Genomic DNA, 26376 nt, shown 5'->3' on the forward strand with positions numbered 1-26376 from the left:
CTTTCTATCACCTAGGGCCTCTCGTCCGGACCTTGCCGGGGTCGCGGGGCACCGTTGACCGGGGCCGGCCGGGTCCGGAAGAGAGGCCCTACCGCCGGTTCGCCCGCACCAACAGGTAGACGAGGAAGGGACCGCCGAACGCGGCGGTGACCACGCCGACGGGCAGGGTGATCGGCAGCGCGGTCCGTGCGACCAGGTCAGCGCCGATCAGCAGCAGCGCGCCCACCGTGCCGGCCGCCACCATGGGCGGCGTCGGGGACTTCGTCAGGCGCATCGCCACCTGGGGCGCCACCATCGCGACGAACGGGACCGGCCCCGCGGCGCTCACCGCCACGCCGGCCAGCAGCACCGCGCACAGCAGCAGGACCGCCCGTACCAGCGCGTACCGCACTCCCAGGCCCGCGGCCACGTCGTCGCCGAAGTGCAGGGGCTTGAACTGGAAGGCGACGCACGCGACGACGGCCATGAGGGCGAGGGTCCCCCACAGCGCCGGCCGGACCTCGCCCCACGACCGGTTGTCCAGCGAGCCGACCAGCCACGCCTGGGCCCGGGCGACGTCCCTGATGTCGGCCGTGGCCAGCAGCCAGGTCGTGACCGCCTCCGTCACCGCGCTCACCGAGATGCCGATGAGGATGAGCCGGAAGCCGTCGACCCCCTGACGCCACGCCAGGAAGTACACCAGCAGCCCGGTGCCGAGACCGCCGGCCAGCGCCGCGGCGGGCAGGCCGACGGAGCTGACGATCGCGGTGGTGGCCCCGCCCGAGACCGTCACCAGGAACACCGAGACCGCGCTGGCGCCTCCGGTGATGCCCAGGATGTCCGGACTGGCCAGCGGATTGCGGGCGATGGACTGGGTGATCGCCCCGGACACGCCCAGCGCGAACCCCACGACGAGACCGGCCAGGGCCCGCGGCATCCGCAGATCCATGATCACGAACTGGTCCACCCGCTCGCCCCGGCCGAAGAGCGTGGCGATCACCTGGGACAGGCCGAGGGGGAAGTCCCCCACGGCGATGGACAGGCAGAACACCAGGAAGGCCGCCGCCGCCAGCAGCAGCGTGACCAGCACCAGCCGGGGCCGCCATACGAAGGACACGCCGCCGAGTCGCACACCCGGCGCCACCGGCCGCTTCACCACTGTCTCGTTCATGCGTTCTTGAACTTTCCCCGCCACACCAGGACCGCGAAGAACGGGGCGCCGAGAAGGGCGACGAGGACACCCGCGTCCAGCTCGCCCGGCCGCACCACCACGCGCCCCACGATGTCACAGACCAGCAGGACGACCGCGCCGAGCAGTCCCGCGTAGGGCACCAGCCAGCGGTAGTCGGGGCCCGCCAGGTACCGGGCCACGTGCGCCACCATGAGTCCGAGGAAGGCGATGGGCCCGCACGCCGCCGTCGCCGCGCCGGCCAGCAGGGTGATGGCGGTGATGCCGACGGTCCGGATCAGCGTGACGTGCACGCCCAGTCCCCGTGCCACGTCGTCGCCCAGGTTGAGCAGGTTGACGGAGGGCAGCGTGGCCAGCGCCAGCACCAGGCCGACGACGATGAACCCGGTCACCGGCCAGATGACGCCGAACGCCACCCCGGCCACCGAGCCGGCGTTCCAGAACCGCAGGGCGTTCAGCGCCGCCTTGTCCGACAGGGCGACCGCGGTCGTCATCGCCGCGAGGAACACCGTGACCCCCTGCCCGGCCAGAGCGAGCGTCAGCGGATTGCCGGCGCCCCGGCCGATGCTCGACAGCCCGAACACGACGACACCGGCGATCGCGGCGCCCAGGAAGGCGAACCAGACGTACTGGAACGGATCGGTCAGCCCGAACAGCGAGATCGCCGACACGACGGCGAACGAGGCGCCGGTGTTCACTCCCAACAGGCCGGTGTCCGCGATGGGGTTGCGCGTGTACCCCTGGATCAGCGCCCCGCTCACGCCCAGCGCGATACCGGCCACGATCGCGAGCACCGTACGGGGCAGCCGTACCGTCTGCACGATGAGTCTGATCTCGGTGGCCTTCTGGTCCGGGCCCGGTGCCGCGAACAGCCCGTGCCACACCTCGGCGGGCGTCAACGCGCGCGCGCCGACGGCGACGGAGACCACCGCGACGACCAGGAGACCCGCGACGAGAATGCCCAGACCCACGACCCGCCGCCGCCGTATCCCCGTGACCAGGGAGAGCGCCGGGCGCTCCACTGTACTCGTGCCCATGTCGACGTAGGCTATCCCGGCGCCGCCGCCGGGCCGCCCGGGCACCTCGCGCCCGCTCGGGAGCGGTTCGCCGGCACGGCGAGGGGCTCCATGGACCACGGACGTTCCTCTCTGATGGCTGCCGCTCTTCTGTGCGCTACGGACGCACCGCTGCCGTGCCCGCGCGGCGCGAACGCACCACGGGCACGGCGACGGATCGGGCGTACGGGTCAGCGGGTCGGCTGGTGGACTCCCCCGCCGGCTCCCCCGGCGACCGGCCGGACCGCGTCGGGCGCGCCCTTGAGGCCGCGGTCGAGGACCGAGTCCAGGATCTCGCCGACGCGTATGGCGGTGTTGGAGAGCAGGGACGAGGTGATGCCGTGGGTGTGCTCGGTGCCGCCCTGGAGGTAGATGCCGCAGCGCAGTTCGGCGTCGGTGGCCACGCGGTAGTCGCGCTCGACGCGGACGCGGCCCCGGTCGTCACGGTGGCACCGGCCGGCGACGTCGCCGAGCAGGCCCAGGCCGTCGGCCTCCAGGTACCCGGTGGCGCAGACCACGACGTCGGCGTCCAGCCGGTTCTCCTCGCCGGTGACAAGGGACTTGACGGTGGCGCGGACCCCGTCGGGCGTCTCCTCGACGCCGGTGAGGCGCGAGACGTTCAGGAAGCGCAGCCGCTCGGTGCCGAGCACGCGCTCCGAGTACGCCTGCCGGTACAGGTCGTCGATGAGGTCGATGTCGACCACGGAGTAGTTGGTGTTGCCGTGGTAGTCCATCAGCCGGCGCTTGACGTCCTCCGGCGCGGTGAAGTACTCGTCGACCGCCTGGGGGTCGAAGATGCGGTTGGCGAAGCTGCTGTCGTCCGCCGGGCTGTAGCCGTAGCGGGAGAAGACCGCGCACACCTCGGCCTCGGGGAAGCGGCGGTGCAGGTAGGCGACGTTCTCGGCGGCGCTCTGGCCGGCGCCGACGACGACGAAGCGCTTGGGCTCGGAGCCCTTCAGGCCGTCCACCTTCGCCAGCAGGTCGGAGTTGTGCCAGACGCGGTCGGTCCGCTCGACGCCTTCCGGCATGACCGGGCGAAGTCCGGTGCCGATGACGAGGTTGCGGGCGCGGTGGACGACGGTCTCGTCGCCGTACCGGGCCGTCACGTCGAGGTACTCGATCACGCCGTCACGCACCACGGGTTCGACGGCGACGACCTGGTGGCCGTACGAGACCATGTCGTCGACCTTCGCCGCGGCCCACTCGAAGTAGTCGTGGAACTCGACCCGCAGCGGGAACAGGTTCTTGTGGTTGACGAAGTCGATCAGGCGGCCCTTGCTCTGGAGATAGCAGAGGAAGCTGTACTCGCTCGTCGGGTTCCGAAGCGTCACCAGGTCCTTGAGGAAGGACACTTGCATGGTCGCGTCGTCGATCAGCATGCCGCGGTGCCATCCGAAGCTGGGCTGCTGCTCGAAGAAGTGAGCGGTGACCGCCTCCTGCCTTCCGACGCGCGCGTTGTGCTCGCTCAGCGCGATCGCCATGGCGACGTTCGACGGCCCGAAGCCGATACCGATCAGATCGTGGACCAGTGGTGCGTCGCCAGGAAGAGCCTGTGACATGTCACTCCCATTCGTGCGGGACAGCCGCCTGTCAGGCGTCACGTCGGTGGGGATAAGGGGGAGTCCAGGCACACCGGTGACCGGCAGCCAAGCGGAACTTAGGCAAGGCTAACCTGATCCTCCCCCACTGTCGACCAGGCAAACCAGACAAACCACCACCTCTCAGGCTAACAACCCTCCAACCGGGGCTCGTTGCACTGTTAGGTAAGCCTTGCTTTACTGACCACTGGCTTTTTCGCACTTCTGAGGAGGAACCCCGATGCGGGTCGTCATGTTCGGCTATCAGACCTGGGGCCATCGCACCCTGAAGGCGCTCCTGGACTCCGAGCACGACGTCGTGATGGTCGTGACGCACCCCAAGAGCGAGCACGCCTACGAGAAGATCTGGAGCGACTCGGTCGCGGAACTCGCCGAGGAGCACGGCGTTCCGGTCGTCATCCGCAACCGCCCCGACGACGAGGAACTGTTCCAGCGGCTCAAGGATGCCGATCCGGACATCATCGTCGCCAACAACTGGCGGACCTGGATACCGCCGCGCATCTACACCCTGCCGCGGCACGGCACCCTCAACGTCCACGACTCGCTGCTGCCCAAGTACGCCGGCTTCTCCCCGCTGATCTGGGCTCTCATCAACGGTGAGCCCGAAGTCGGCGTCACGGCGCACATGATGGACGAGGTGCTCGACGCCGGCGACATCGTCGACCAGCGCGCGGTCGCCGTCGGCCCGACGGACACCGCCACCGACCTCTTCCACAAGACGGTCGACCTGATCGCCCCGGTCACCATCGGCGCCCTCGACGCGATCGCCTCCGGCCGGACCGAGTTCACCAAGCAGGACCGCTCCCAGGCGACCTTCTTCCACAAGCGCGCCGAGGACGACATCCGCATCAACTGGGACTGGCCCGCCGAGGTCCTGGAGCGCCTGGTCCGCGCCCAGTCGGCCCCCTACCCGGCCGCCTTCACCTTCCACAAGGGCAAGCGCCTTGAGGTGCTCGCCGCCGTCGTCTCCGAGGGCCGGTACGGCGGCACTCCCGGCCGCGTCTTCTACCGCGAGGGCGAGGGCGTGGTCATCGTCGCCGGCGCCGACGCCCGCACGGGCCGCAACCACGGCCTGGCCATCACCCGCGTACGCACCGAGGACGGCCACGAACTGGCCGCGACCGACTACTTCACCGCCATGGGCGGCTACCTCACCAACCGCCCCTGACACCGGCGGCCCCTCACCGCCCCTGATCCCCGACCCACTCCGGACGGTCCCGGAGGGGTCGGCGTCCACCGCCGTGCGGGGCATCGGTCCGCACGGCGGTGGCATACGGCCTGGGACTCGACTTGAATGCCTGGCAGATCAGTGCTTTCTCCGGGGGTGCGATGCGAACATCAGGGCGGGGCGGTGACCGGCAGCAGTACGCGCTGACCTCGGCCGAGGACGACAGCGACTTCTGGGCCTTCGCTCACGAGGCCGTGGGACTGTTCACTCCACTGCCGGACGAGGAGGGAGCACGCCGAGTGCACCTCGCGGGCTGCCTCCCGCAGGGAAGCCTGCTGAAGGGCATCGACCACGTGGGCGGCCGTCGTGCTGTGGCGGGCAACGCCTGGTTCGATCTCCTCGACGGTGACGGCGCCACCATGGGTTCCTACTTCGTCAACGAAGTCACCGTCATCGGCGTCAAGCCCTCCACCCGCGGCGCCGGCCTCGTGGACCTCACGGTGACGCTGTGGTGTGAGAACGCCCTGGACGGAGCGGAACAGGTGTGGAACCTGATCCGCGCGGGGCACCTCAATCGCACCGGCATGTGGCACGAACTCGCCCCCGAGGACAGACATGCGTGGCTGTCGGTGGCGCTGCACTCCGGGGAATACCAGCGTCAAGGGAAGCCCGACGCTCCCGCAGGCGAGGTGTTCACCCTGGACGGCCGGCACATCACTGACAGGGACACCTTCTACTGCGCGATCGGTGAAGCCGTCAACGGACCCGGCGGATACTTCGGATGGAACCTCGACGCTCTGAACGACTGCCTGACAGGCGGCTGGGGCGCCACCACTCCGTTCACCTTGCACTGGGAGTCGTCGACCGAGACCAGGGCAAGGTTGGCGGAGCATGTACCCGCCGCCGATCGCGAGGTAGCGCTGTTCGACCTGCTCCTGGAGATCTTCAGGGAACAGGGTGTGCACGTCATCCTGCGCTGACGGGGTGGCGAGACCACGCACGGCCCGCTCGACGACGAATACCGGTGCGGCCGTCCCATCGGCCTGTCCCCTACGGACGCGAACGACGGCATCGACACCCGCACACACAAAGTCGCCAGTCAAGGGCAGATCTCGGAAGTATCCGATATCGACCCTTGATCGGCGACTGTCTCCAGTCGGGACGACAGGATTTGAACCTGCGACCCCTTGACCCCCAGGAGTAGGGGTCAAGGGTATTTTCTGGATATAGCAGACTTAATCAGGGTGGATAGTGTGCGTAGGAGGCTCCGTCGCGCGCCATCGCGCACACCGTGTGGTCCCCAACTGGTCCCCAAGCCGACTCCGCAGCCCCTCCGAGTGAACCCCGCCCTCGCCGCGCTCGCCCCAGGCTGACACCACCGCTCCACCTGCCGCTCGCTGACCGGCGCAGCGGCCTCGACTTCGCGATTCGCCATCGTGTCTACGCCGCAACGGCAACCTGCAAACCAGAGGTTTGAATCACCCATCGGTATCCGGGTCCGCCAACCCGGACGGGGCCGCTATCAGAAACAGACTAAACGCCCTCTCAGTGCTCAATGGAAGGCGTCAGCAGGTGTGAATGTCCCGGCCGTTGATGTCCTTGGCGACGTCGTTGCCCTGGCCACTGAGGTAGTAGGCGGACACAAAGTCCTTACCGCCGGTGTCCATGTCGGTGGCGAGCCACCAGTGGTTGTAGGCGCTGCCCGAGCCCACCTGCGCGCCCCAGACCTTGCAGAAGACGTAGTTGGTGCCCGCGTAGAGGGCGCCGCCGTGGTCGCGCCCGGTAGCGGTGGTGAAGGTCTTTACCCACACCTTGCCGCCGGCGTCGTCTCCGGAGGCGCACTCGGGGATGTCGTCGCCGTTCTCGTCGTTGGCGACGTCGTTGCCCTGGCCGCTGAGGTAGTAGGCGGACACAAAGTCCTTACCGCCGGTGTCCATGTCGGTGGCGAGCCACCAGTGGTTGTAGGCGCTGCCCGAGCCCACCTGCGCGCCCCAGACCTTGCAGAAGACGTAGTTGCGCCCGGCGTTGAGAGTGCCCCCGTCGTTGCGGCCCTGGGCTGCGGCGAAGGTCTTGACCCAGGTGCGTCCGCCGCTGCGGCCCGTGCCGGTGGTGGTGCCATCGCAGGTCGGTAGGTCGTTGCCGTTCGCGTCCTTGGCCGTGTCGTTGCCCTGGCCGCTGAGGTAGTACGCGGAGACGAAGTCCCGGCCGCCGGTGTCCATGTCGGTGTACAGCCACCAGTGGTTGTAGGCACTACCTGATCCCACCTGAGTGCCCCACTCGCGGCAGAACACGTAATTGCGCCCGGCGTACAGTTTCCCGCCGTGATCGCGTCCAGCAGCCGAAGCGAAGGTATTTATCCAGAGCTTGTCGGAGCCGCCGCTCCCGGCCCCGCCGCCTCCACCGCCACCACCACCGTTCAGTGGCCGGCTCTTGGGCACGGGACTGACATAGCCGTCGATCGCCTCGGAGTTGCCGAACATCGTCCCCGGTGAGGAGTTGAGCGTGTCCTCACGGACCTTCGCCGTGTGCGCGTAGTGAGCCTCTTCGTTGCCCTCGGGGCCTGTCGTGTTCTCCTCGCCGCCGACATCGCCACTGACGATGGTCACCGAACCCCCGTCGACCGCGACCACGATGGCAACATGGTGGACCACGCCTTTGGCGTTACCGTAAATGTCGTGGAACAGGGCCGCGTCACCGACCTGCGGCGCGGAGTGCTCACCGCCGTATCTGGCCCGCTGTTCCTGGAAGCTCCGGGCGCGGGGGTCGAGATACTCGGTGTGGAAGCCGGCCCGGTCCCAGACCCAGCGGGCGAAGTCGGCGCACCAGTACTCACCCCGTCCTTTGTTGCCGCTGCAACTCGTCAGATAGCCGGGATCGCAGACCCTCCCCGGCTCGCCGACGCTTTCGAAGCGGTGGGTCTGGCCGCGCGCGATGTCGGCGATGGTCTGGACGTCTCCGAGCACGACGTCCGCATTCGCCGGCGGGGCCGGTGCAGCAAGGTAGAAGGCCATGGTGAGCAGCGCAGTGACTGCGATGCCCCACCGGTGCAGGGATGGGCTGATGTGTGCGAAGCGCATGGCGTCCTCTGTGGAGAGCGGTAACTCCATCGCAGGCTACGAACGCACCGCTTCCTCAGTCTTGAACGAATCCGATGCGTCTCTCGCGGATCGTCCGGACCGGCCAGGGGGGCCTTGTGCACTCCCCAGGCAGCCGCACGGCCGCAGACGGCACAAATACTCCGAGGGAGTCAAACCGGTGAATTCCCTCATCTCGCGGATGAAATGAGACTGGTCGCTATATCCGTGATCGGCTGCGAGCTCGGGCCAGCGTTTCCGCTCCGCATCGACACACGCAAGCAGGCTCATCAGCCGCATCAGCCGTGCCGCGGACTTGGGGGGCAGCCCCATCTGTCGCCGGAACACCCGCCCAAGGTGATCACCGCTCCATCCCACATCCGCAGCGAGCTCGGCAATCCGAGCCCGCCCTGCGGAGCGGGAGAGCAACTGCCACGACCGCACCACCTCCGCACTGGGCCACAGCCCTTGGGCGGAACGACTCAGCAAGAACGCATCGACTAAGGCGAACCGCTCCCGGTGACTGCGCGCGGCCTGACACCGCTCAGCCAGCACACGCCCCGACGTTCCGAAGACTTCAGCCAGGTCGACGACGTGCCCGGCCACGTCGGCCAGCGACACTCCCATCAGCCGGTATGCGCCGAGCGGAGTAAGCCGCAGCCCGATCCACGCCACCTGCACCGAGGACGTTCCGCCCCCACCGTACTCGTAGAGAAAACCGGGACCGGCCGCGTAGGCCGAAGGCACGCCCACCGGCAGCTCGCCGAAGTTCAGGTTCAACGACACCGACAGACTCGCCGGCACCGCGATGACCTCGCCAGGAGAGAGGGTCTCCACTCCCGCGTGGTACGCACCCTCGACCAGTTCTCGCAACGCCGGGTGAGGCTGTGCGTAAACGTCCACCGATGTCCCCCCGATTGCCACCCGGCAAGCGACTGTAGAGCCGAGGAGATAAGCACAAGCGGCGACCGCCAGTTCTTTACGCACACCCGGTCGATTCTTGGGCTCGGGTATGCCCAGCCGAGAGGTATCACAGACACCGGAGGTGCTGCCCTCACTCAGACACCGGTTCTCGATCCGAGCAGGAACCTGCGGTCTGCCGTCGCCTTCGAAATCCCTCAGCGCGGCGGCAACGCTTCAGCCAATTTCTCCCATGGGCGCCTGAGATCACCGGGCCGGCGACCGGTCAAGCCGGAGCCGGGTGTAGGCGGCGATCGCCAGCCAGGCCCACCGGTCTCGTATACGTGGGCGGGAGGGTGGGCATGCCGTGCGCGTGGATGCGGTAGCGGGCGTGGTCTTGTTCCCGGCGGTGTCCCGGGGCTCGGTGCCGCGTAGGTTTATGAGATGAGTGTGGGCGCTTACGCCTGTCGGCGTGCGACGTCTGCCGCCAGCTGCGCGCTTCCGTTTCGGGGGAGGCAGTGATGCGCGGTCAGCTCTCGCGAAAGGCGTTGTGCCAGCTCCATTCCTGGCCAGTGCAGGTATTCGCTTGGCCCCACCCCTCTTCAGCACCGATCCTGGTGACCGCACGGCCAGGACGCCAACAGCAGCCGACGCCACGGCCTCGGGTACATGCACGACGGGAGCGCCGATGGACGCCGGGGACCGCCTCGCCCAGCAGATCGAGGCCCTGAGACAGTTGCTCGCCGGTGTCGAGCCCGCCTCCCTGCGGGCCGGCATCTGGCCGACCCCTCGTGCAGCAACCCGGTACTGCAGGGATCGACGGCCACGGCCCTTGTACCTCGCTGGAACCAACGCTCCAGCGGGCTGCTGACAACCGCCTCCCTCCGGGAACCAGCGCCGATCGATCTCATGGCGGTCTTTCTCACACCGGAGAAGATATTCGGGTTCCCGCTGCCCGCTGGCTACACCGAGTCCCAGTTGAGGCGCATCCCCCTCGAAGGCGTCCTGCGTTTTTGTGGCCTGCTCCTCAACTCGCTGGCCGCCCCCCACACGTCCGCCCGGTCGGTCGATCGAGTGCTTGCCGACCGGCTGTTCACCGAACCGGTCCGCAGCCGTGTACTGAACCTCCTCAAGGACAAGGCCCGCCGGCTCCTCGTGCCCCAGGCGTGCATACTCCTGGCGCGGATGGCCGCGCAGACCTCGCCGGACACCCTGTCCGAGGACATCAGCGAAGCCGCACAGGCCGGACTGTCCCCGTCACTCGCCACCATGAAGCTCGCCGAATACGGCGAAGCGAACATGGATCTCGCACCTCGCGGGCTGGAACTGAAGACCCTCGACCCGTATCTGGCGGGATGGCGGATGCGCGTAGTCCCCGCGCTCGGCCACCTCGCCGTACGGATGATCACCAACGGCGTCGTCGACCGCGCGGTGCAGAACTGGATCGTCGACGAGCACAGCCGCTCCACCGTCAAGAACACCATCGCCGTTCTGGTCCGCGTCATGGAGCAGGCGGTCCGCGACGGCGTCATCAAAGTCACCCCCGCCCGGGTCAGCGGCCGGCAGAAGCTCTACGGGCAGGCCGAGGACGAACTCCGCGACCCAGGAGCCCTCGCCCTGCCCGGCTGGAACACCCTCGTCCAACTGGCCGACGCCCTCGTGGCCGCCTCCTACAACCAGTACGGAGGCCGGGGCGACGTCCGCCTCTTCGCCGCGAGCACCGCCGCCCGGATCGGCGACGTCTCCGGGTGCCGCGTCGCAGACATCGACACCAACCAGTGGATCTGGACGGTACGGCGCCAGACCACGCCCGCCCGCCCCCGGCGGACTCACCGACAAGGGCACCAAGGGCAAGCGAGCCCGGAAAGTGCCCATCATCGAGGAGATCCGCCCGCTCGTGCCAGCGCATCCTCTCCGCCGGCCCAGCCCCCGACGCGCCTCTGTTCGCCGGCCCACGCGCAGGACGCATCTCCACCGCGGTCCTGCGCGACGCCACCCACCGGGACGAGGTGGTCACCCGCCTCGGCTACGAGCACCTGCGCCGCCACGATCTCCGCCACACCGCACTGACCTGGCTCGCGGACGCCGGAGTCCCCCTCCACATCCTGCGCAGGAACGCCCGCCACGGCTCACTGACCACCACCCAACGCTCCCCGCACCCGGACGTCCACAAGATCACTGGTCCCCAACTGGTCCCCAAACAATGAGTGAGGGCCGGTCTCGGATACCTCCGAAACCGGCCCTAACCTGCGACTGTCTCCAGTCGGGACGACAGGATTTGAACCTGCGACCCCTTGACCCCCAGTCAAGTGCGCTACCAAGCTGCGCCACGTCCCGATGCCGTCTGACCTGGGGTTTCCCTGGTCGAAACGTGCAGGGAAACCATACCGCACTCGGGTCGGTGCTCGCGCCTCCGTTTCTCCCGAGCAGGCCTCGGCGGCGTATCCGAACCCCCGGCGGCGATCAAGACGCGCGGACCTCTTGGCCGACTTCTCAGGCCCCTGAGATGCCTTGACCTCAAGTCCGGTCGAGGTTGCACGATCGACGGCATGACGATCACAGCGGACGGACTCCGCGCGTACGGATACGACGACCTGCCCGGACTGATGAGTCTGATGACGGGCGACGAGAAGCACGGTCCGGCGGCCACTTCCACGCTCGACGTGCTGTGGGTGCTCTACGACCGGGTGCTCAGGGTCACGCCCGAGCTGCGGGACGACACCGGACGGGACCGGTTTCTGCTGAGCAAGGGGCACGGGCCGATGGCCTACTACGCGGTGCTCGCCGCGAAGGGCTTCCTGCCGGTGGACTGGCTGCCCGGCTTCGGCTCGTACGACTCCCCGCTCGGCCACCATCCGGACCGGGTGCTGGTGCCGGGCGCGGAGATCGCCAGCGGGTCGCTCGGGCACGGGCTGCCGATCGGCGTGGGCAGCGCGCTGGGGCTGCGGGCGCAGGGGCTGTCCGGTCCGGCGGTGTGGGTGCTGATCGGGGACGCCGAGCTGGACGAGGGCAGCAACCACGAGGCGATCGCCTTCGCCGGGCCGGCCGGGCTGGAGCGGCTGCACACGGTGGTGGTCGACAACTCCTCGGCCAGCCACGCGCTGCCCGGCGGGATCGCCGCCCGGTTCGAGGCCGCGGGCTGGTCGGCGGTGACTGTCGACGGCCGTGACCACGAGGCCCTGTACGCCGCGTGCACCGCCGCGCACCCGGGCCGGCCGCACGTGGTCGTCGCCCGGGTCGAGCCGAAGAACGCCTGAACCTTCCCCGCCTGAGCCTTACCCGCCTGAAACCCCCGCGCGCTCCGGAAAGGGCCGTACTCCCATGGACACCATGCGTGACCGTTTCGCACCCGTCGTCACCCGGCTGCTGGACGAGGACCCGCGGGTCGCCGTCCTCCTCGCCGAGATCGGCAAGGACGCCTTCGGCGAGGCCATCGCCCGCCATCCCGACCGGGTCGTCAACGTCGGCATCCGCGAACAGCTCCTGGTCGGGGCCGCCGCCGGGATGGCGCTGACCGGGCTGCGGCCGGTCGTGCACACCTTCGCCAGCTTCCTCGTGGAACGGCCGTTCGAACAGGTCAAGCTGGACCTCGGGCACCAGGACACGGGCGCGGTCCTGGTGAGCGCCGCGGCCTCCTTCGACTGGCCGGCCGGGGGCTTCACCCACATGGCACCGGGCGACGTCGCCCTGCTGGACACGCTGGACGGCTGGACCGTGCACGTGCCGGGCCATCCGGACGAGGCCGAGACCCTGCTGCGCCGCGCGGTCGCCGCGGGCGACGACAAGGTGTACGTACGGCTCTCCGTCCAGTCGAACCGGCAGGGCGCCGCCCTCGACGGCGAGCGCTTCCTGACCGTCCGCGAAGGCCGCTCGGGCGTCGTGGTCGCCGTCGGCCCGGTACTGGACGCCGTCCTCGCGGCCACCGAGGGCCTGGACACGACCGTCCTGTACGCGACGACCGTACGGCCCTTCGACGCGGCGGGGCTGCGCCGGGCCACGGAGGCGGCGGGCACCGACGTCGTGCTGGTCGAGCCGTATCTCGCGGGCACCTCCGTGGCCGCGGTGAACGACGCCCTGGCCGATGTGCCGCACCGGGTGCTGGGACTCGGCGTCGGCCGCCGTGAGCTGCGCCGGTACGGCACGTTCGAGGAGCACGCGGCCGCGCACGGTCTTGACGCCCACGGTCTGCGGGAGCGGATCGGCCGGTTCGCCGGCACGCCTCGGCGGGAGAGCGCGCGGGCCTGAGCACCGGGCGGGGAGGGTTACGGCGACTTGGCCGCGGGTACGCCCGGGTCGGCGCGGACCAGGCCGCGTACCGCCGGGAGGGCGAGGAGGGCCGCCGCCACCGCGACGCTGGTCACGGCGGACACCAGCAGTACGTGCCCGGCGCCGAGCGCGTCCGCCGCCGGGCCGGCGAGGGCCTGGCCGACCGGCATCATCGCGAGGGAGCCGGCGACGTCGTAGGCGTGGATGCGGTTGAGGACCTCGCCGGGGACCTGGGTCTGCACGCTGGTCGCCCACATGACCCCCCAGAACGACATCCCGGCGCCGGCCAGGGCGGCGCCGGCGGCCATGGCGGGGACGCCGAGGCCGGCGCCGACGGCGGCCGGGAAGCCGAAGAAGACGAAGAGGGAGACGGCGCCCGCCCGGAGCATGCGGCGTGGGCGGAGTCTGAGCGCGAGCAGTCCGCCCACGACGGTGCCCGCGCCGAGGGCGGAGTTGACCAGGCCGTAGGCGCGGGGGCCGTGCTGCCGCACGATCTCGGTGGCCACCAGCGGGACGGTCGGGCCGTAGACGGCGATCATGTACACGCACCAGACGGCGATGACGCTCCACAGCCAGGTGCGGGAGCGGAACTCCCGCCAGCCGTGCACCAGATCGGTGCGGAAGGCGCGCGTCCCGCGTCCGGTGACGGCGTGGCCGCCCGCTGGCGGCGGGGGCAGTCGGAGCAGCAGCAGGCAGCCGGCGCTGATCGCGTAGGTGGCCGCGTGTCCGGCGAACACCCCGCCGGGCGAGGCGAAGCCGACCAGCAGACCGGCGACGGCGGGCCCGGCGAGCTGCGCGGACGACTCGGCGACGCGGATGGCGCCGTTGGCGCCCTGGACGTCGGTGGCCAGCCGGGGCACGGTGCTGGCCACGCCGGGCTGGAAGACGGCGCCGGCCACGCCGTTGACGAGGCCGATCGCGCAGATCTGCCGGAGCACCACGTGCCCGGTGAAGAACAGGACCGCGGCGAGGGACTGGGTGCCGAGCCGCGCGAGATCGGCGCCGATCATCAGCCGCCGGGTGCTGAAGCGGTCGGCGATGACCCCGCCGAAGACGACGAGCGCGGCGAACGAGGCGGCCGCCGAGGCCATGGCGAGGCCGACCGCGCCCGCGCCGTACCCGTGTTGCAGCAGGCCCGCGGCGAGGGCGACGGGCAGCATGGTGTCGCCGAGGCGGGCCACGGCACGGGCGGCGAAGAAGAGCGTGAAGTCACGCGACCACACGGCCGGGGCGACACGCTCTCTCCCGAACGCGCTGGTGGCGACGGTGTCGCGCCGTGCTTCCGTGTCCGTCATCCCCGGTACTCCCCTCCCCTGCCGGCTCCCGCCGCACCGCGCGGGATCATGCCACGCGCCGCCCCACTCCGCCTCCCCCCTTTCACTCCCTGGACGGCGCCCCCAACTCCGGGTGGGATTCCAGGAGTCGAGGCGGAGCGGCCTGTCGCCAGGAGTCGGTGAGGATGTCCCGCAGCTCCGCTTCGTCGTCCAGCGCGGCGAGTCTCGCTCTCACCCACGCGAACTGCGCCTCGTGCCCGGCGATCCAGAACTTCTCCGGCTCGGCCAGCACCAGTTCGTCCCGTTCCTCCTTGGGGCAGCGCACGGCGATGGACGTCTCTTCCTCGGGCACGGTCGCGAACATCTTCCCGGCCACCCGGAACGTCGGCATGTTCCACGCGACCTTCTCGGTGGTCTCCGGCAGGGACAGGGCGATACGGCGTACGTCTTCGGCATCCGGCATGCCACGCACGGTAGCCGCTGCCACTGACAGTCACGCCACGGCGCTGAAGTACCGGGTGCCGGGACGCATTTCACCGGGCGGTGCAAGGGCGTAGCCGGGGAAGGTGCCGCTGTTCGGCTTGACCGGACGGGCCGGGCTGACGGTGTGCCTCTCTGGGGACGGCTCACTCCGCTGCGTACTGCCGGCTGACCCAGCGGCTACCGAAGCCTCACGCCTCCGCCGTCTCGTTCGCCGCCTCGTCGAGGGCCTGGAGTACCGGTCGGATCAGGGGGTGGTTCTCGGCTCCGCGGCGGACCGCGGCGAAGACGCGGCGGGTCGGGGCCACGCCGTCGACCGGGCGGACGACGACGCCGGACAGGTCCATGCCGCGCAGCGCGGAGCGGGGGACGAGGGCCACGCCGGCGTCGGCCGAGGCGAGCGCGACGACGGCGCGGAAGTCGTCGGAGGAGTGTTCGAGGCGGGGCTGGAAACCGGCGCTCTCGCAGGCCAGGACGACCACGTCGTGGCACGGGTTGCCGGGGTACGGCCCGATCCACGGGTCCTTGGCCAGTTCCGCGAGCGGGACCTCGGGGGCGTCGGCGAGCCGGTGCCCGACCGGAACCACGGCGTCGAACGGCTCGGCGTACAGCGGCACATGGGTGAGCCGGGGGTCGTCGGCGGCGGGAGCGCCCCGGTACTCGACGGCCACCGCCACGTCGACCTGGCGGTCCAGCACCATCGGCAGGCTGGCGTCGCCCTCGGCGTCCTGGACCCGGATGCCGATGCCGGGCGCGCGGGCCGCCAGGCGGGCCACGGCCGGGGCGACCACCTGGGCGATGCCGGTGGCGAAGGCGGCCACGGTGACCGTGCCCGCCTCGCCGGAACCGTAGGCGGCCAGTTCGGCCTCGGCCCGCTCCAGCTGGGCGAGGACCGCGTTGGTGTGGCCGAGCAGGATCTCGCCGGCCGGGGTGAGACGTACCCCCTTGGCGCCGCGCTCGACGAGGCGGTGGCCGGTCTCCTGCTCCAGGGCGGTGAGCTGCTGGGAGACGGCCGAGGGGGTCAGGTAGAGCGCGGCGGCCGCCGCCGTGACCGTGCGGTGGTCGGCCACCGCACGGAGGATGTGGAGCCGCCGTGCCTCGATCATGGCTTGATTATCCCAGGTACGGCGGCCTGGTCGGGACCCCGATCGCGGCGGCCGGGGTCCCGTTCCGGTCAGCCCGCCAGTGCGGCGCGCGCGGCGACGAACGCGTCCACCGCGCGGTCGACGTCCTCCGTGGAGTGCGCGGCGGACAGCTGGACCCGGATGCGGGCCTTGCCCTTCGGGACGACCGGGTAGGAGAAGCCGATCACGTACACGCCCCGCTCCAGCAGCAGCTCGGCCATCCGGGCCGCCTCGGCCGCGTCGCCGATCATGACGGGGGCGATGGCGTGGTCGCCGGGCAGGACGTCGAAGCCCTCGTCGGTCATCCGGCGGCGGAACAGCGCGGTGTTCTCGGTGAGCCGTACCCGCAGGTCGTCGGCGGACTCCAGCAGGTCGAGGACCTTCAGGGAGGCGGCGGCGATCACCGGGGCGAGGGTGTTGGAGAACAGGTACGGCCGCGAGCGCTGGCGCAGCAGGGCGACGATCTCGGCGCGGGCGGCGACGTAACCGCCGGAGGCGCCGCCGAGGGCCTTGCCGAGGGTGCCGGTGATGATGTCGACGCGATCCATGACGCCGTGCAGCTCGGGGGTGCCGCGGCCGGTGGGGCCGACGAAGCCGACGGCGTGCGAGTCGTCGACCATGACCATCGCGTCGTAGCGGTCGGCCAGGTCGCAGATCTCGGCGAGCGGGGCGACGTAGCCGTCCATGGAGAAGACGCCGTCGGTGACGATCAGCTTGCGCCGGGCGCCGCCCGCGGTCGCCTCCTTGAGCTGGGTCTCCAGGTCGGCGAGGTCGCGGTTGGCGTAGCGGAAGCGGCGGGCCTTGGACAGCCGGATGCCGTCGATGATGGAGGCGTGGTTGAGGGCGTCGGAGATGACCGCGTCCTCCGCGCCGAGCAGGGTCTCGAAGACTCCGCCGTTGGCGTCGAAGCAGGAGGAGTAGAGGATCGTGTCCTCCTGGCCGAGGAAGGCCGAGAGGCGGGCCTCCAGCTCCTTGTGCACCTCCTGGGTGCCGCAGATGAAGCGGACGGAGGCCATGCCGTAGCCCCAGCGGTCCAGCGCCTGGTGGGCGGCGGCGATCACCTCGGGGTGGTCGGCGAGGCCCAGGTAGTTGTTGGCGCAGAAGTTGAGGACCTCACCGGGGCGGCCGCCGGCGCTGACGTTGACGGTCGCGGACTGCGGGCTGTCGATGACCCGCTCCGGCTTGTGCAGGCCGGCGGCGCGGATCTCGTCGAGGGTGGCGCGGAGGTCGCCGCGGACGGTGTCGAACATGAGGGGTTCTCCTGAAGGGGCTTGCGGGCGAGGGCGGTTGGGCGAAGTCCGACTCACATGGTCCAGTCGAGGATGACCTTGCCGCCCGTGCCGCTCGCGGCGTCCGCGAAGGCCGCCTCGAAGTCGCGGTAGCCGTAACGGCCGGTGATCACGGGGGTGAGGTCGAGGCCGCCCTCCAGCAGGACCGACATGGCGTACCAGGTCTCGAACATCTCCCGGCCGTAGATGCCCTTGATGGTGATCATCGAGGTGACGATCCGGGCCCAGTCGACGGGGAACTCCTGCGCCGGCAGGCCGAGCATCGCGATCCGGCCGCCGTGCGTCATGTTGGCGATCATGTCCCGCATGGCCTCGGCCCGGCCGGACATCTCCAGGCCGATGTCGAAGCCCTCGCGCAGTCCCAGCTCCCGCTGGCCGTCGGCGATGGTGGTCTCGCCGACGTTCAGGGCCAGGCTCGCGCCGATCTTGCGGGCGAGGGCGAGCCGGTCCTCGCTGACGTCGGTGATCACCACGTTGCGGGCACCGGCGTGCCGGGCCACCGCGGCGGCCATCAGGCCGATCGGTCCGGCGCCGGTGATCAGCACGTCCTCGCCGACCAGCGGGAAGGACAGCGCGGTGTGCACGGCGTTGCCGAAGGGGTCGAAGATCGCGGCGACGTCGAGGTCCACCGGGACCCGGTGCACCCACACGTTGGACGCGGGCAGGGCGACGTACTCGGCGAAGGCGCCGTCGCGGCCCACCCCGAGGCCGACGGTGGCCCGGCACAGGTGACGGCGGCCGGCCAGGCAGTTGCGGCACTTGCCGCACACCAGGTGGCCCTCCCCGCTGACCCGGTCTCCTATCCGGATCTCGGTCACGTCGCGCCCGGTCTCCACGACCTGTCCGACGAACTCGTGGCCGAGCACCAGCGGGGTGCTGATCGCCTGCTGCGCCCAGCCGTCCCAGGCCCGGATGTGCAGGTCGGTGCCGCAGATACCGGTCCGCATGACCTTGATCAGTACGTCCCCGGGACCGATCTCGGGCTCCGGGACGTCCGTCAGCCAGAGCCCGGGCTCCGCCTTCTCCTTGACCAGCGCCTTCAAGCTGTGGCTCCTGTGGGTGAGGTCCCGGCCCGCGGGCATGCCGAAGCGGCCCGCACCGGGTCAGAGGGGTGGAATCACCCTGCAATCTGCCGTATGCGCGGGCCGGAATCCATCGACCTTTTCTTAACCGGCGCCTCAGCTTTCCTACATACCCCCGAACGGCCCAGCCGCCTCACGGTGACAGCCCGTCCTCCGCGCCGCGTTCGAGGCGTCCGACGAGTTCGGCGGCCAGCGCCTTGACGGTCTCCAGGGCCGCGCGCCCCCACACCCGGGGCTCGGTGTCCATGGCGCACACGGTGCCGAGCACCATGCCGGAGCTGTCGGTCAGCGGGGCGCCGAGATAGGCGTGGATGCCGTACTCGTCGACGACCGGGTTGCCGGCGAAGCGCGGGTAGTCGCGCACGTCCTCCAGGACGAGGGCCTTGCGGCGGACCACCACATGGGGGCAGAACCCGTGATCGCGCGGCAGCGTCCGGCCCAGGCGGGCGGCGCTGCCGTCCTCCCGGACGAACGGCGCGACGGGCGGGACGCACAGCCCCGCGAAGAACTGCCGGTCCTCGCCGACGAAGTCGACCATGGCGTACGGCGCCCCGGTGTGCCCGGCCAGGTGCCGGGCGACCACGTCGAGCGCGGGGTCGGGCCGGTCCGCGAGGCCGAGCCGCCGCAGCCGCTCCGCACGCGCGGGGGCCTCCTTGTCCTCGGGCGTGAGCAGCAGTCCCCGGACGCGCCGGGGCGGCTCATAGCTCATGGCCGGGCTCCGTCGCGGTGGACGTACCTCATGTGGGGGCTCCGTGGGCGGTAGGGCGGTAGGGCGGCGGGATCAGAGGGGGGCGCCACGGCTGGGTGCCGGTTCGGGGACGTGGGACAGGAGGTAGCGGACCAGGGTGAGCAGGGTCTGCACGCCGGAGCTGGAGATCCGGGCGTCGCAGCGGACGACCGGGACCCCCGGGTCGAGGTCGATGGCGGCCCGCACCTCGTCGGGGTCGTAGCGGAAGCCGCCGTCGAACTCGTTGACGGCGACGATGAAGGCCAGCCCGCGTTCCTCGAAGAAGTCCACGGCGGCGAAGCAGTCCTGGAGCCGCCGGGTGTCGGCGAGGATCACCGCGCCGAGCGCGCCCTCGGACAGCTCGTCCCACATGAACCAGAACCGCTCCTGGCCAGGTGTGCCGAAGAGGTACAGCACGTGTTCCGGATCGAGGGTGATCCGGCCGAAGTCCATGGCGACCGTGGTCTCCATCTTGTTCTCGATGCCGTCGAGGTTGTCCGTGCCGACGCCGACCGTGGTGAGCAGCTCCTCCGTGCTGAGCGGCGCGATCTCGCTGACCGCGCCCACGAAGGTGGTCTTGCCGACGCCGAATCCGCCCGCCACAAGGATCTTGAGCGCAGTGGGGAACGGGTCAGAGCTGTCGTCGTAGTCCATCGAGCACTGCCTCCAGCAGGGACCGGTCAGTGGGTGTGTGGTGGAACGCGGGCGGCTTGGTGGTCAGCGCTCCGCAGTCGACCAGGTCCGAGAGCAACACCTTGGTGACCACTGCGGGCAGTTTCAGCTGAGCGGCGATCTCGGCCACCGAGACGGGTCCCCGGCACAGGTCGAGCGCCTGCGCGTGCTCGGGCCCGAGGTAGCCGAGCGGGGTCACCCCGGTGGCCATGACCTGCGACATCAGGTCGAGGGCGATGCTCGGCTCGGTACGCCCGTTGCTGACCGTGAACGGGCGCACCAGCCGGCCGGCCGCGTCGTCCAGCCAAGGCCCGTCACCGGCTGTCGCCACCCTCAAGGCCTCGTCGCCGACGGCTCGGCGGCGTGCTGCCGGGGCGCGGTGACGAGGTACGGGCGGACGCTCTTGACCAGCATCGACATCTCGTAACCGAGCACGGCGGCGTCGGCTTCGCGGCCGGCCAGTACGGCCAGACAGGTGCCGGAACCGGCCGTGGTGACGAACAGCAGGGTCGAGTCGAGTTCGACGACGACCTGCCGGACGTCCCCGCCGTCCCCGAACCGGACGCCCGCGCTACGGCCGAGCGAGTACAGCCCGGAGGCCAGGGCGGCCATGTGGTCGGCGCTGTCGGCGTCGAGACCGTGCACGGCCTTCACCAGCCCGTCGCACGACAGGAGCACCGCGCTGCCCGTGTGCGGTACGCGCTGCACGAGGCCGCTCAACAGCCAGTCGAGGTCGGACGCGTGGGCGGTCGGCGCATCGCTCGCCATGGTGGATCGACTCCTTGGGGTGGCAGATCTACTGAAGCGCGGGTGGGGGGACATGCGGAGGGGCGTACGGGTGGTCGGGGCGGTGGGTGGTGGCTACGACGGCTGCGGTCAGCCGGCCGGGGCACTCCCGTCGGTGCGGCCGGGGCGGTGGCTGCCGTCGGGGACGGGGGCGTGCGCGGGGAGTATGGGGGGCGGGGACGGGTGATCCGAGGGCATGCCGGTGTGCCCGGGTCCCGTGCCGGTGCCGCTGAGGTGCCACGAGCCCGTGTGCGTCGGCTCCATGTGACCGGAGCCCATGTACTGCGGCTCGTTCCCGGCGCTCGTCTCCAACTGCTGTTGCGCCTCCGCGAGTCCGATGCCGCGCTGGAAGGCGGCCATCAGACCGGGATCGTGGCCCGCGACGCCGCCGCTGTCCTGGCGCGGGGCCGGACCGCCGCGCAGTTGCGGTACGAGGTGCTCCTGGGCGCGGCGGCGCGGCAGTCGGGGCTTGTCGATGGTGCCGCGCACGGTCTCGGCGCGCGGAGTGGGCAGGACGCCCGCGTGCGCCTCGACCGCGGCCCGGTCCTCGGCCCGGACGCCGGGTACGGCCTCGGCCGGGGTCGGCCGCGTCCCCTGGGCGCCGCGCACCGGGAGCGGTGGCGGCGCGGCACTGCCCCGGTCACCGCCCGCGCCGCCGGACGCGCGGGGGCCGGCACCGGTGCCGGCGTCGCGCCGCTCGCCCTCGTCCGGGGTACGGCGTCGTCGTCCGGTTCCCTGAACACCGCCTGTACCGGACTCTGGCCGAACTCCCGGAACCGGGGCGGGGGGCGCGGCGGCGACCGGGGCCACCGGAGCCTGCCGGGGCTCCGTCACGGGCGCCGTCTCCTGCGGCGGTGCCCCCAGCAGCGGCTGGGGCACGACGAGGACGGCCTGCACTCCCCCGTAGATGTTGGTCCCCAGCCGCACGCTGATGCCGTGGCGGCGGGCGAGCTGCGAGACGACGTAGAGGCCGATCCGCCCGTCCGCCAGCAGGCTGGCCACGTTGACCTGGTCGGGGTCGGCGAGCAGGGCGTTCATCCGGTGCTGCTCGGCGACGGGCATGCCGAGTCCGCGGTCCTCGACCTCGACGGCGAGGCCCGAGGTGACGATGCCGGCGCGGAGCAGCACCTGCGTCTGCGGGGCGGAGAACACCGTGGCGTTCTCGACCAGTTCGGCGAGCAGGTGGATGACGTCGGCGACAGCGTGGCCGCGCAGTTCGCCGTCGACGGGCGGGACCAGCTTCACCCGGGAGTACTGCTCGACCTCGGCGATGGCGGAGCGCAGCACCTCGGTCATGCTGACCGGGTTGCTCCACTGGCGCCGGGAGACGGCGCCGCCGAGCACGGCGAGGTTCTCGGCGTGCCGCCGGATGCGGGTGGCGAGGTGATCGACGTGGAAGAGGCCCTTGAGCAGGTCGGGGTCCTCGATCTCGTTCTCCAGCTCGTCCAGCGTCGAGATCTCGCGGTGCACGAGGGACTGGAGCCGGCGCGCGAGGTTGACGAAGACCTCCAGCTTCTGTTCGCTGCCCGCCTGGCTGGAGAGCTGGGCGGCGCGCACGACGGCGGTGACGGCGCCGTCGTGGGCGCGGGCCAGGTCGGCGGCGAGCAGTTCGAAGTCGTCGGCGTCCTCGGGCGGGCGGCGGCGCGCGGAGCGCTGCGGCGGGCTCTCGCCCTGGCGCAGCGCGTCGACCAGGGCGTGCAGGTCGGCCGCGTCACGGGCGGTGGTACGGCGCAGCGCGTCGACCCGTTCGGTGACGGAGCGGGCGGCGCGGTCGGCGGCGACGGCCGCGATCAGGATGCCCGCGACGGCCACGGCGACCGCTCCGGCGAGGACGGCCCACAGGGTGGGTCCGGTGTGTCCGCCGGTGGAGCGGATGCTGACGAGCACGGCGGCCGTGGCACCGAGCGCGACGGCGAGGGGCGGCAGCACCGCGAGCCGTAGGAGCTGGGGCCGTATGTGGGTCTCGGGCAGTGCGGGAGCGGGTCGGGCGACCGGTCGCCCGTGCCGTCCGCCCTCGCGGCGGTCGGCGCGGGCGGCCGGTGCTCGGAGGTGAGACATCTGCGTCCTCGTACTGGTCCGTCGGGCCTGGGATGTGTCGCGCAGTGCGGCGCGCGGACACTCACAGTAGTTGCCCGCGCATCATGTGCGGTGGGCAGTTGACAAAGTCCCGCGCACAGCGTCCCGCTCTGGTATGAACCCTCGTACGACAGTCCGACGACTCGGCCGTCCGGGCGCACCCGTTCCGAAAAAGACCGAAACAGCCTGGTCGAAACCGGTCGCAAAACGAAAAGGGGCGGGCGCAGGGTCATCTTTCACGAGACCCACACACCCGCCCGATTTCCGACGGTTGTCCGCCCGCGCACGCGCGCCGGGGACGGAACTGCCGACCATGCCTCCCGACCACGAGGGTCACGGAGCGTATCGGCCTTGGCCTTGGCTCGGCGGCCTCGCCGAGCCGAGGGGCGCGACTGTCAGCCGCGCTTCGGCGGCTCCGCCACGAAGGCGCCGACGGAGCGCCAGGTGCGGCGGACCTCGCCCGAGACGCCCCGCCACCAGGCCTCGGCGGGGAGCTTGCCCGCCGGCTCGAACGGCTCGCCGGGGCGGGGCAGGGCGACCGCCTGGCCGGCCTCCTCGGCCGCCTCCTTGGTCCACTCCCCCGGCTCGGCCCAGGGGTGCGGGGCGAGGTTGAAGGTGCCCCAGTGGATCGGCAGCAGCGCGCCGTGCGGGGCACCGCCCTGGAGGTCGAGGTGGGCCCGCAGCCCCTCCTCGGGGGTCATGTGGATGTCGGGCCAGAACTCGCTGTACGCCCCGATCTGGATCATCGTGGCGTCGAACGGGCCGTGCGTGGCGCCGATCTCCCGGAAGCCGTCGAAGTACCCGGTGTCGCCGCTGTGGTAGATACGGTGCTCCTCGCCGGCGACGACCCAGGACGCCCAGAGGGTGTGCTGGGTGTTGCGCAGGCCCCGGCCGCAGAAGTGCCGGGCCGGGGTGGCCGTGAGGGTGATGCCGCCGACCTTGGTGGCCTCGTGCCAGTCCAGTTCGCGCAGCCGGTCCGGGGAGACGCCCCAGTGTTCGAGGTGGGCGCCCACGCCGAGCGGTACGGCGAAGACGGTGTCGGTGCCGGCCAGGGCGCGGATGGTGGGCAGGTCGAGGTGGTCGTAGTGGTCGTGGGAGATCACGACCACGTCGACCTCGCCGAGCGCGGTCAGCGGCAGCGGCGCCGGGTGCAGCCGCCGGGGGCCCGCGAAGGGGAACGGGGAGCAGCGCTCGCCCCAGACGGGGTCGAACAGCACCCGGTGGCCGTCGATCTCCGCGAGGACGCTGGAGTGCCCCATCCAGGTCAGCCGCAGCCCGGTGGCCGGCGGTCCGGCCAGGTCGGCGAAGGTCGTGGGGTACACCGGGACGGTGCCCTGCGGGGCGCGCAGCGGCCGGGTCTCCTTGTCGAGGAACACCTTCGCGAGGTCCAGCGAGGAACCGGACGGCCGGGTCCGGGCGGGTCCGCCGGGGTTCTGGAAGACGCCGTCCTCGAAGTGCGGGGAGCGGCGGATGCGTGCCAGGCGCTCGCCGCCCGGGTCCGCGCCGAAGGCGGCGGGCCGCATGCCGCGGAGCCGGGAGCTCGGGGAACGCAGACCGGTCACGGTACCTCCAGAGACAGTGGCTGAGGGCCTCCATTATGGTCGGCGCCCCCGGTTGCCGGAGGCGCCGGGTCCACGCTCCGCCATCCACCGGTGTCACTGACCGTCGGTTCAGTACGTTGACAGGGTCGCGAGCGAGTCCCGATACCGACCGCCCGTTCAGTAACCGAGCCCCGTGATCCCCTCGCCTGGAGCCCCGATGACCGCCTCCGCACCGCTGATGTCCCTCGTGTGGACCGACCACGTCACCGGGCGCCGGGGCTTCCTGGTCGTGGACCGGCTGGTGCGGGGCGTGGCCAGCGGCGGGCTGCGGATGCGCCCCGGCTGCACTCTCGACGAGGTGGCCGCACTGGCCCGCGGCATGTCGATGAAGGAGGCCCTGCACTACGACCCGCGCAGCCGTTACGTCCCGCTCGGCGGCGCCAAGGGGGGCATCGACTGCGATCCGCGGGACCCGGCGGCGTACGGGCTGCTGGTGCGCTACCTGCGGGCGATGCGGCCGTACATCGAGCGTGTCTGGACGACGGGCGAGGATCTGGGGCTGACCCAGGACCTGGTGGACCGGGCGGCGGCCGAGGCGGGTCTCGTGTCGTCCGTGCAGGCGGTGTATCCGCTGCTGGAGGACGAGGCCGCGGCCCGCCGGCGGCTCGCGGACGCCTTCGCCATCGAGGTGGACGGCATCGGTCTGGACGAGCTGGCCGGCGGCTGCGGGGTCGCCGAGTCGCTGCTGACGGCGCTGGACCGGGCCGGCGTGCCGTACGGCGGGACCCGGGTGGCCGTGCAGGGCTTCGGCACGATGGGCGGGGCCACCGCGCGTTTCCTCGCGCGCGCCGGTCTGACCGTGGTGGCGGTCGCCGACGTCCGGGGCACCGTCGCCCGTCCGGCGGGCCTGGACGTGGAGGCGCTGCTGGCCGCGCGGGACGCCCACGGCACCGTCGACCGGCGGGCACTGCGCCCCGGCGACCGCGAACTGCCCCGGGACGCCTGGCTGTCGGTGGAGGCGGAGGTGCTGGTGCCGGCGGCCGTGTCGTACGCGATCGGCCCCGCCGAGCAGGAACGGGTGGGCGCCCGCTGGATCGTGGAGGCGGCCAACATGCCGGTGCTGCCGGAGGCGGAGACGGCGCTGGCCGCGCGCGGGGTGACGGTGCTGCCTGACGTGGTGGTCAACTCCGGGACCAACGCCTGGTGGTGGTGGACCCTGTTCGGCGACATCGGGGCGGCCGCGGACGAGGCGTTCGGGCACGTCCGGCGGTCCATGCGGGCGCTGGTCGGGCAGGTGCTGGACCGCGCGGAGGCCGACGGTACGACCCCGCGGGCGGCCGCCCACGCCCTGGTGGCCGACCGGCTGCCGGTGATCGCGGAACGTTTCGGCTGGTACCGGTGAGGGTGTGCCGGGCGCCCGATCGGGCCCGCGCGGTACCGGCTGTGCCCACACCTTAGGGTGACCGGATGGCGAGAGTGCGGTTGAGCGTGGCCGAGCGGCGCGAGGAGCTGCTGCGGGCGGCCATCGAGCAGATCGAGGCGCGGGGCGTGGCGGCGGTGCGGATCGCCGACGTGGCCGCGACGCTCGGGGTGAGCAACGCGCTGGTGCTGTACCACTTCTCCTCCAAGGAGAAGCTGGTCGCCGCCGCCTTCGCGTACGCCGCGCAGGACGATCTCGCCCACCTGCGCGCGCTGCTGGGCCGCCGGACGTCGGCGGTGCGCCGGCTGCGGGCGGCGGTGCGCTGGTACGCGCCCACGGGTCAGGCCAAGGGCTGGCGGCTGTGGATCGAGGGCTGGGCGGTGGCCCTGCGCGAACCGGCCCTCGGGGAGGTCGCCCGGGATCTGGACCGGCAATGGAAGGCCGCGCTCACCGAGGTCGTCGCGGAGGGGGTCGCGGCGGGCGAGTTCAGCTGCGCCGACCCGGCCGGTGCCGCCCTGCGGCTGACCGCGCTGCTGGACGGGCTGGCGGTGCAGCTCACGTCGTACCGGGGGACGGTCTCGCGCTCTCGGGCACAGCAGTGGGTGGACGAGGCGCTCGCGCGTGAACTGGGTCTGGAGCGGGCGGCCTTGACGGCCTCGGGCCGCTGAGCCGCCCG

General features: G+C 71.4%; 24 protein-coding genes and 1 tRNA gene. 8 read left to right on the forward strand and 17 right to left on the reverse strand.

Annotated features, from left to right (window positions below; all coding sequences use genetic code 11):
* Window positions 1-88 precede the first annotated feature (88 nt).
* The 3 genes from NX794_RS00890 to NX794_RS00900 all read right to left on the reverse strand — a co-directional run bounded on the left by NX794_RS00890 (window position 89) and on the right by NX794_RS00900 (window position 3782).
* On the reverse strand, window positions 89-1150 hold the full coding sequence (locus NX794_RS00890; RefSeq protein WP_258776020.1) for a FecCD family ABC transporter permease: 1062 nt from the start codon (window positions 1148-1150) through the stop codon (window positions 89-91).
* Window positions 1147-2205, reverse strand: a complete 1059-nt coding sequence (locus tag NX794_RS00895; protein WP_258776021.1) for a FecCD family ABC transporter permease — start codon at window positions 2203-2205, stop codon at window positions 1147-1149. The genes NX794_RS00890 and NX794_RS00895 overlap by 4 nt, the downstream gene beginning before the upstream one ends.
* A gap of 209 nt (window positions 2206-2414) precedes the next feature.
* Window positions 2415-3782, reverse strand: coding sequence for a lysine N(6)-hydroxylase/L-ornithine N(5)-oxygenase family protein (locus NX794_RS00900; RefSeq protein ID WP_258776022.1), 1368 nt, complete (start codon window positions 3780-3782; stop codon window positions 2415-2417).
* 259 nt (window positions 3783-4041) lie between these two features.
* On the opposite strand from NX794_RS00900, the gene NX794_RS00905 reads away from it, so the two are divergent.
* Window positions 4042-4989, forward strand: a complete 948-nt coding sequence (locus NX794_RS00905) for a methionyl-tRNA formyltransferase (RefSeq protein ID WP_258776024.1) — start codon at window positions 4042-4044, stop codon at window positions 4987-4989.
* Window positions 4990-5087: 98 nt separating this feature from the next.
* The gene (locus NX794_RS00910; protein ID WP_258776025.1) at window positions 5088-5969 is read left to right on the forward strand and encodes a barstar family protein; all 882 of its coding nucleotides are present in this window, start codon (window positions 5088-5090) and stop codon (window positions 5967-5969) included.
* 585 nt (window positions 5970-6554) lie between these two features.
* Here the strand turns inward: NX794_RS00910 and NX794_RS36000 are convergent.
* Window positions 6555-8066, reverse strand: coding sequence for a CHAP domain-containing protein (locus tag NX794_RS36000; protein ID WP_428985826.1), 1512 nt, complete (start codon window positions 8064-8066; stop codon window positions 6555-6557).
* Window positions 8067-8102: 36 nt separating this feature from the next.
* Entirely contained in the window at window positions 8103-8900 is a 798-nt protein-coding gene (locus NX794_RS00925) for a helix-turn-helix domain-containing protein (RefSeq protein WP_258776026.1), read from the reverse strand.
* 972 nt (window positions 8901-9872) lie between these two features.
* Here NX794_RS00925 and NX794_RS00930 point away from each other — a divergent pair.
* Together NX794_RS00930 and NX794_RS00935 are read left to right on the forward strand one after the other, a co-directional pair.
* Window positions 9873-11033, forward strand: a complete 1161-nt coding sequence (locus NX794_RS00930) for a YML083C domain-containing protein (RefSeq protein WP_258776414.1) — start codon at window positions 9873-9875, stop codon at window positions 11031-11033.
* Complete coding sequence (locus NX794_RS00935; protein ID WP_258776387.1) at window positions 10946-11170, forward strand: tyrosine-type recombinase/integrase; 225 nt, start codon at window positions 10946-10948, stop codon at window positions 11168-11170. The genes NX794_RS00930 and NX794_RS00935 overlap by 88 nt, the downstream gene beginning before the upstream one ends.
* A 56-nt stretch (window positions 11171-11226) precedes the next feature.
* Here NX794_RS00935 and NX794_RS00940 read toward each other — a convergent pair.
* Window positions 11227-11300: transfer RNA gene (locus NX794_RS00940), tRNA-Pro, on the reverse strand.
* Between the two features lie 212 nt (window positions 11301-11512).
* Here NX794_RS00940 and NX794_RS00945 point away from each other — a divergent pair.
* Both NX794_RS00945 and NX794_RS00950 read left to right on the forward strand, forming a co-directional pair.
* The gene (locus NX794_RS00945; RefSeq protein WP_258776027.1) at window positions 11513-12220 is read left to right on the forward strand and encodes a thiamine pyrophosphate-dependent enzyme; all 708 of its coding nucleotides are present in this window, start codon (window positions 11513-11515) and stop codon (window positions 12218-12220) included.
* A 64-nt stretch (window positions 12221-12284) separates the two neighbouring features.
* Entirely contained in the window at window positions 12285-13208 is a 924-nt protein-coding gene (locus tag NX794_RS00950; RefSeq protein ID WP_258776028.1) for a transketolase family protein, read from the forward strand.
* A gap of 17 nt (window positions 13209-13225) precedes the next feature.
* On the opposite strand, the gene NX794_RS00955 is transcribed toward NX794_RS00950, so the two are convergent.
* The 11 genes from NX794_RS00955 to NX794_RS01005 form a co-directional block, all read right to left on the reverse strand.
* Window positions 13226-14524, reverse strand: coding sequence for an MFS transporter (locus tag NX794_RS00955; RefSeq protein WP_258776029.1), 1299 nt, complete (start codon window positions 14522-14524; stop codon window positions 13226-13228).
* An 82-nt stretch (window positions 14525-14606) separates the two neighbouring features.
* The gene (locus tag NX794_RS00960) at window positions 14607-14966 is read right to left on the reverse strand and encodes an MmcQ/YjbR family DNA-binding protein (RefSeq protein ID WP_258776030.1); all 360 of its coding nucleotides are present in this window, start codon (window positions 14964-14966) and stop codon (window positions 14607-14609) included.
* Between the two features lie 208 nt (window positions 14967-15174).
* Window positions 15175-16089 (reverse strand): LysR family transcriptional regulator, encoded by a 915-nt coding sequence (locus NX794_RS00965; protein WP_258776031.1) that lies wholly within the window; start codon window positions 16087-16089, stop codon window positions 15175-15177.
* 68 nt (window positions 16090-16157) lie between these two features.
* A complete protein-coding gene (locus NX794_RS00970) occupies window positions 16158-17357 on the reverse strand; it encodes a glycine C-acetyltransferase (protein WP_258776032.1) in 1200 nt (399 codons plus the stop codon).
* 53 nt (window positions 17358-17410) lie between these two features.
* The gene (tdh, locus tag NX794_RS00975; RefSeq protein ID WP_258776034.1) at window positions 17411-18439 is read right to left on the reverse strand and encodes an L-threonine 3-dehydrogenase; all 1029 of its coding nucleotides are present in this window, start codon (window positions 18437-18439) and stop codon (window positions 17411-17413) included.
* A 172-nt stretch (window positions 18440-18611) separates the two neighbouring features.
* On the reverse strand, window positions 18612-19187 hold the full coding sequence (locus NX794_RS00980; RefSeq protein WP_258776036.1) for a GAF domain-containing protein: 576 nt from the start codon (window positions 19185-19187) through the stop codon (window positions 18612-18614).
* Between the two features lie 72 nt (window positions 19188-19259).
* On the reverse strand, window positions 19260-19859 hold the full coding sequence (locus NX794_RS00985; protein WP_258776037.1) for a GTP-binding protein: 600 nt from the start codon (window positions 19857-19859) through the stop codon (window positions 19260-19262).
* Entirely contained in the window at window positions 19837-20208 is a 372-nt protein-coding gene (locus tag NX794_RS00990) for a DUF742 domain-containing protein (protein WP_258776039.1), read from the reverse strand. The genes NX794_RS00985 and NX794_RS00990 overlap by 23 nt, the downstream gene beginning before the upstream one ends.
* Before the next feature lie 2 nt (window positions 20209-20210).
* Window positions 20211-20645 (reverse strand): roadblock/LC7 domain-containing protein, encoded by a 435-nt coding sequence (locus NX794_RS00995; protein ID WP_258776041.1) that lies wholly within the window; start codon window positions 20643-20645, stop codon window positions 20211-20213.
* A gap of 108 nt (window positions 20646-20753) precedes the next feature.
* Window positions 20754-22721 carry a sensor histidine kinase gene (locus NX794_RS01000; RefSeq protein ID WP_258776042.1) on the reverse strand — a complete coding sequence of 656 codons (1968 nt, stop codon included), beginning with the start codon at window positions 22719-22721 and terminating at the stop codon, window positions 20754-20756.
* Window positions 22722-23134: 413 nt separating this feature from the next.
* On the reverse strand, window positions 23135-24301 hold the full coding sequence (locus NX794_RS01005) for an MBL fold metallo-hydrolase (protein ID WP_258776043.1): 1167 nt from the start codon (window positions 24299-24301) through the stop codon (window positions 23135-23137).
* A gap of 196 nt (window positions 24302-24497) precedes the next feature.
* On the opposite strand from NX794_RS01005, the gene NX794_RS01010 reads away from it, so the two are divergent.
* Together NX794_RS01010 and NX794_RS01015 are read left to right on the forward strand one after the other, a co-directional pair.
* Window positions 24498-25682: a glutamate dehydrogenase gene (locus NX794_RS01010; RefSeq protein ID WP_258776045.1), complete on the forward strand. Its 1185-nt coding sequence runs from the start codon at window positions 24498-24500 to the stop codon at window positions 25680-25682.
* Between the two features lie 65 nt (window positions 25683-25747).
* The gene (locus NX794_RS01015) at window positions 25748-26368 is read left to right on the forward strand and encodes a TetR/AcrR family transcriptional regulator (protein WP_258776046.1); all 621 of its coding nucleotides are present in this window, start codon (window positions 25748-25750) and stop codon (window positions 26366-26368) included.
* The last annotated feature ends 8 nt before the right edge of the window (window positions 26369-26376 follow it).

Source organism: Streptomyces pyxinicus (assembly GCF_024753135.1).
Classification (GTDB): domain Bacteria; phylum Actinomycetota; class Actinomycetes; order Streptomycetales; family Streptomycetaceae; genus Streptomyces; species Streptomyces pyxinicus.

Coding starts and splice junctions, on each gene's coding strand:
- NX794_RS00890 (WP_258776020.1), bottom strand. CDS start 1,150: ATGAACGAGACAGTGGTGAAGCGGCCGGTGGCGCCGGGTGTGCGACTC.
- NX794_RS00895 (WP_258776021.1), bottom strand. CDS start 2,205: ATGGGCACGAGTACAGTGGAGCGCCCGGCGCTCTCCCTGGTCACGGGG.
- NX794_RS00900 (WP_258776022.1), bottom strand. CDS start 3,782: ATGTCACAGGCTCTTCCTGGCGACGCACCACTGGTCCACGATCTGATC.
- NX794_RS00905 (WP_258776024.1), top strand. CDS start 4,042: ATGCGGGTCGTCATGTTCGGCTATCAGACCTGGGGCCATCGCACCCTG.
- NX794_RS36000 (WP_428985826.1), bottom strand. CDS start 8,066: ATGCGCTTCGCACACATCAGCCCATCCCTGCACCGGTGGGGCATCGCA.
- NX794_RS00930 (WP_258776414.1), top strand. CDS start 9,873: ATGGCGGTCTTTCTCACACCGGAGAAGATATTCGGGTTCCCGCTGCCC.
- NX794_RS00945 (WP_258776027.1), top strand. CDS start 11,513: ATGACGATCACAGCGGACGGACTCCGCGCGTACGGATACGACGACCTG.
- NX794_RS00950 (WP_258776028.1), top strand. CDS start 12,285: ATGGACACCATGCGTGACCGTTTCGCACCCGTCGTCACCCGGCTGCTG.
- NX794_RS00955 (WP_258776029.1), bottom strand. CDS start 14,524: ATGACGGACACGGAAGCACGGCGCGACACCGTCGCCACCAGCGCGTTC.
- NX794_RS00960 (WP_258776030.1), bottom strand. CDS start 14,966: ATGCCGGATGCCGAAGACGTACGCCGTATCGCCCTGTCCCTGCCGGAG.
- NX794_RS00965 (WP_258776031.1), bottom strand. CDS start 16,089: ATGATCGAGGCACGGCGGCTCCACATCCTCCGTGCGGTGGCCGACCAC.
- NX794_RS00970 (WP_258776032.1), bottom strand. CDS start 17,357: ATGTTCGACACCGTCCGCGGCGACCTCCGCGCCACCCTCGACGAGATC.
- NX794_RS00980 (WP_258776036.1), bottom strand. CDS start 19,187: ATGAGCTATGAGCCGCCCCGGCGCGTCCGGGGACTGCTGCTCACGCCC.
- NX794_RS00985 (WP_258776037.1), bottom strand. CDS start 19,859: ATGGACTACGACGACAGCTCTGACCCGTTCCCCACTGCGCTCAAGATC.
- NX794_RS00995 (WP_258776041.1), bottom strand. CDS start 20,645: ATGGCGAGCGATGCGCCGACCGCCCACGCGTCCGACCTCGACTGGCTG.
- NX794_RS01000 (WP_258776042.1), bottom strand. CDS start 22,721: ATGTCTCACCTCCGAGCACCGGCCGCCCGCGCCGACCGCCGCGAGGGC.
- NX794_RS01010 (WP_258776045.1), top strand. CDS start 24,498: ATGACCGCCTCCGCACCGCTGATGTCCCTCGTGTGGACCGACCACGTC.
- NX794_RS01015 (WP_258776046.1), top strand. CDS start 25,748: ATGGCGAGAGTGCGGTTGAGCGTGGCCGAGCGGCGCGAGGAGCTGCTG.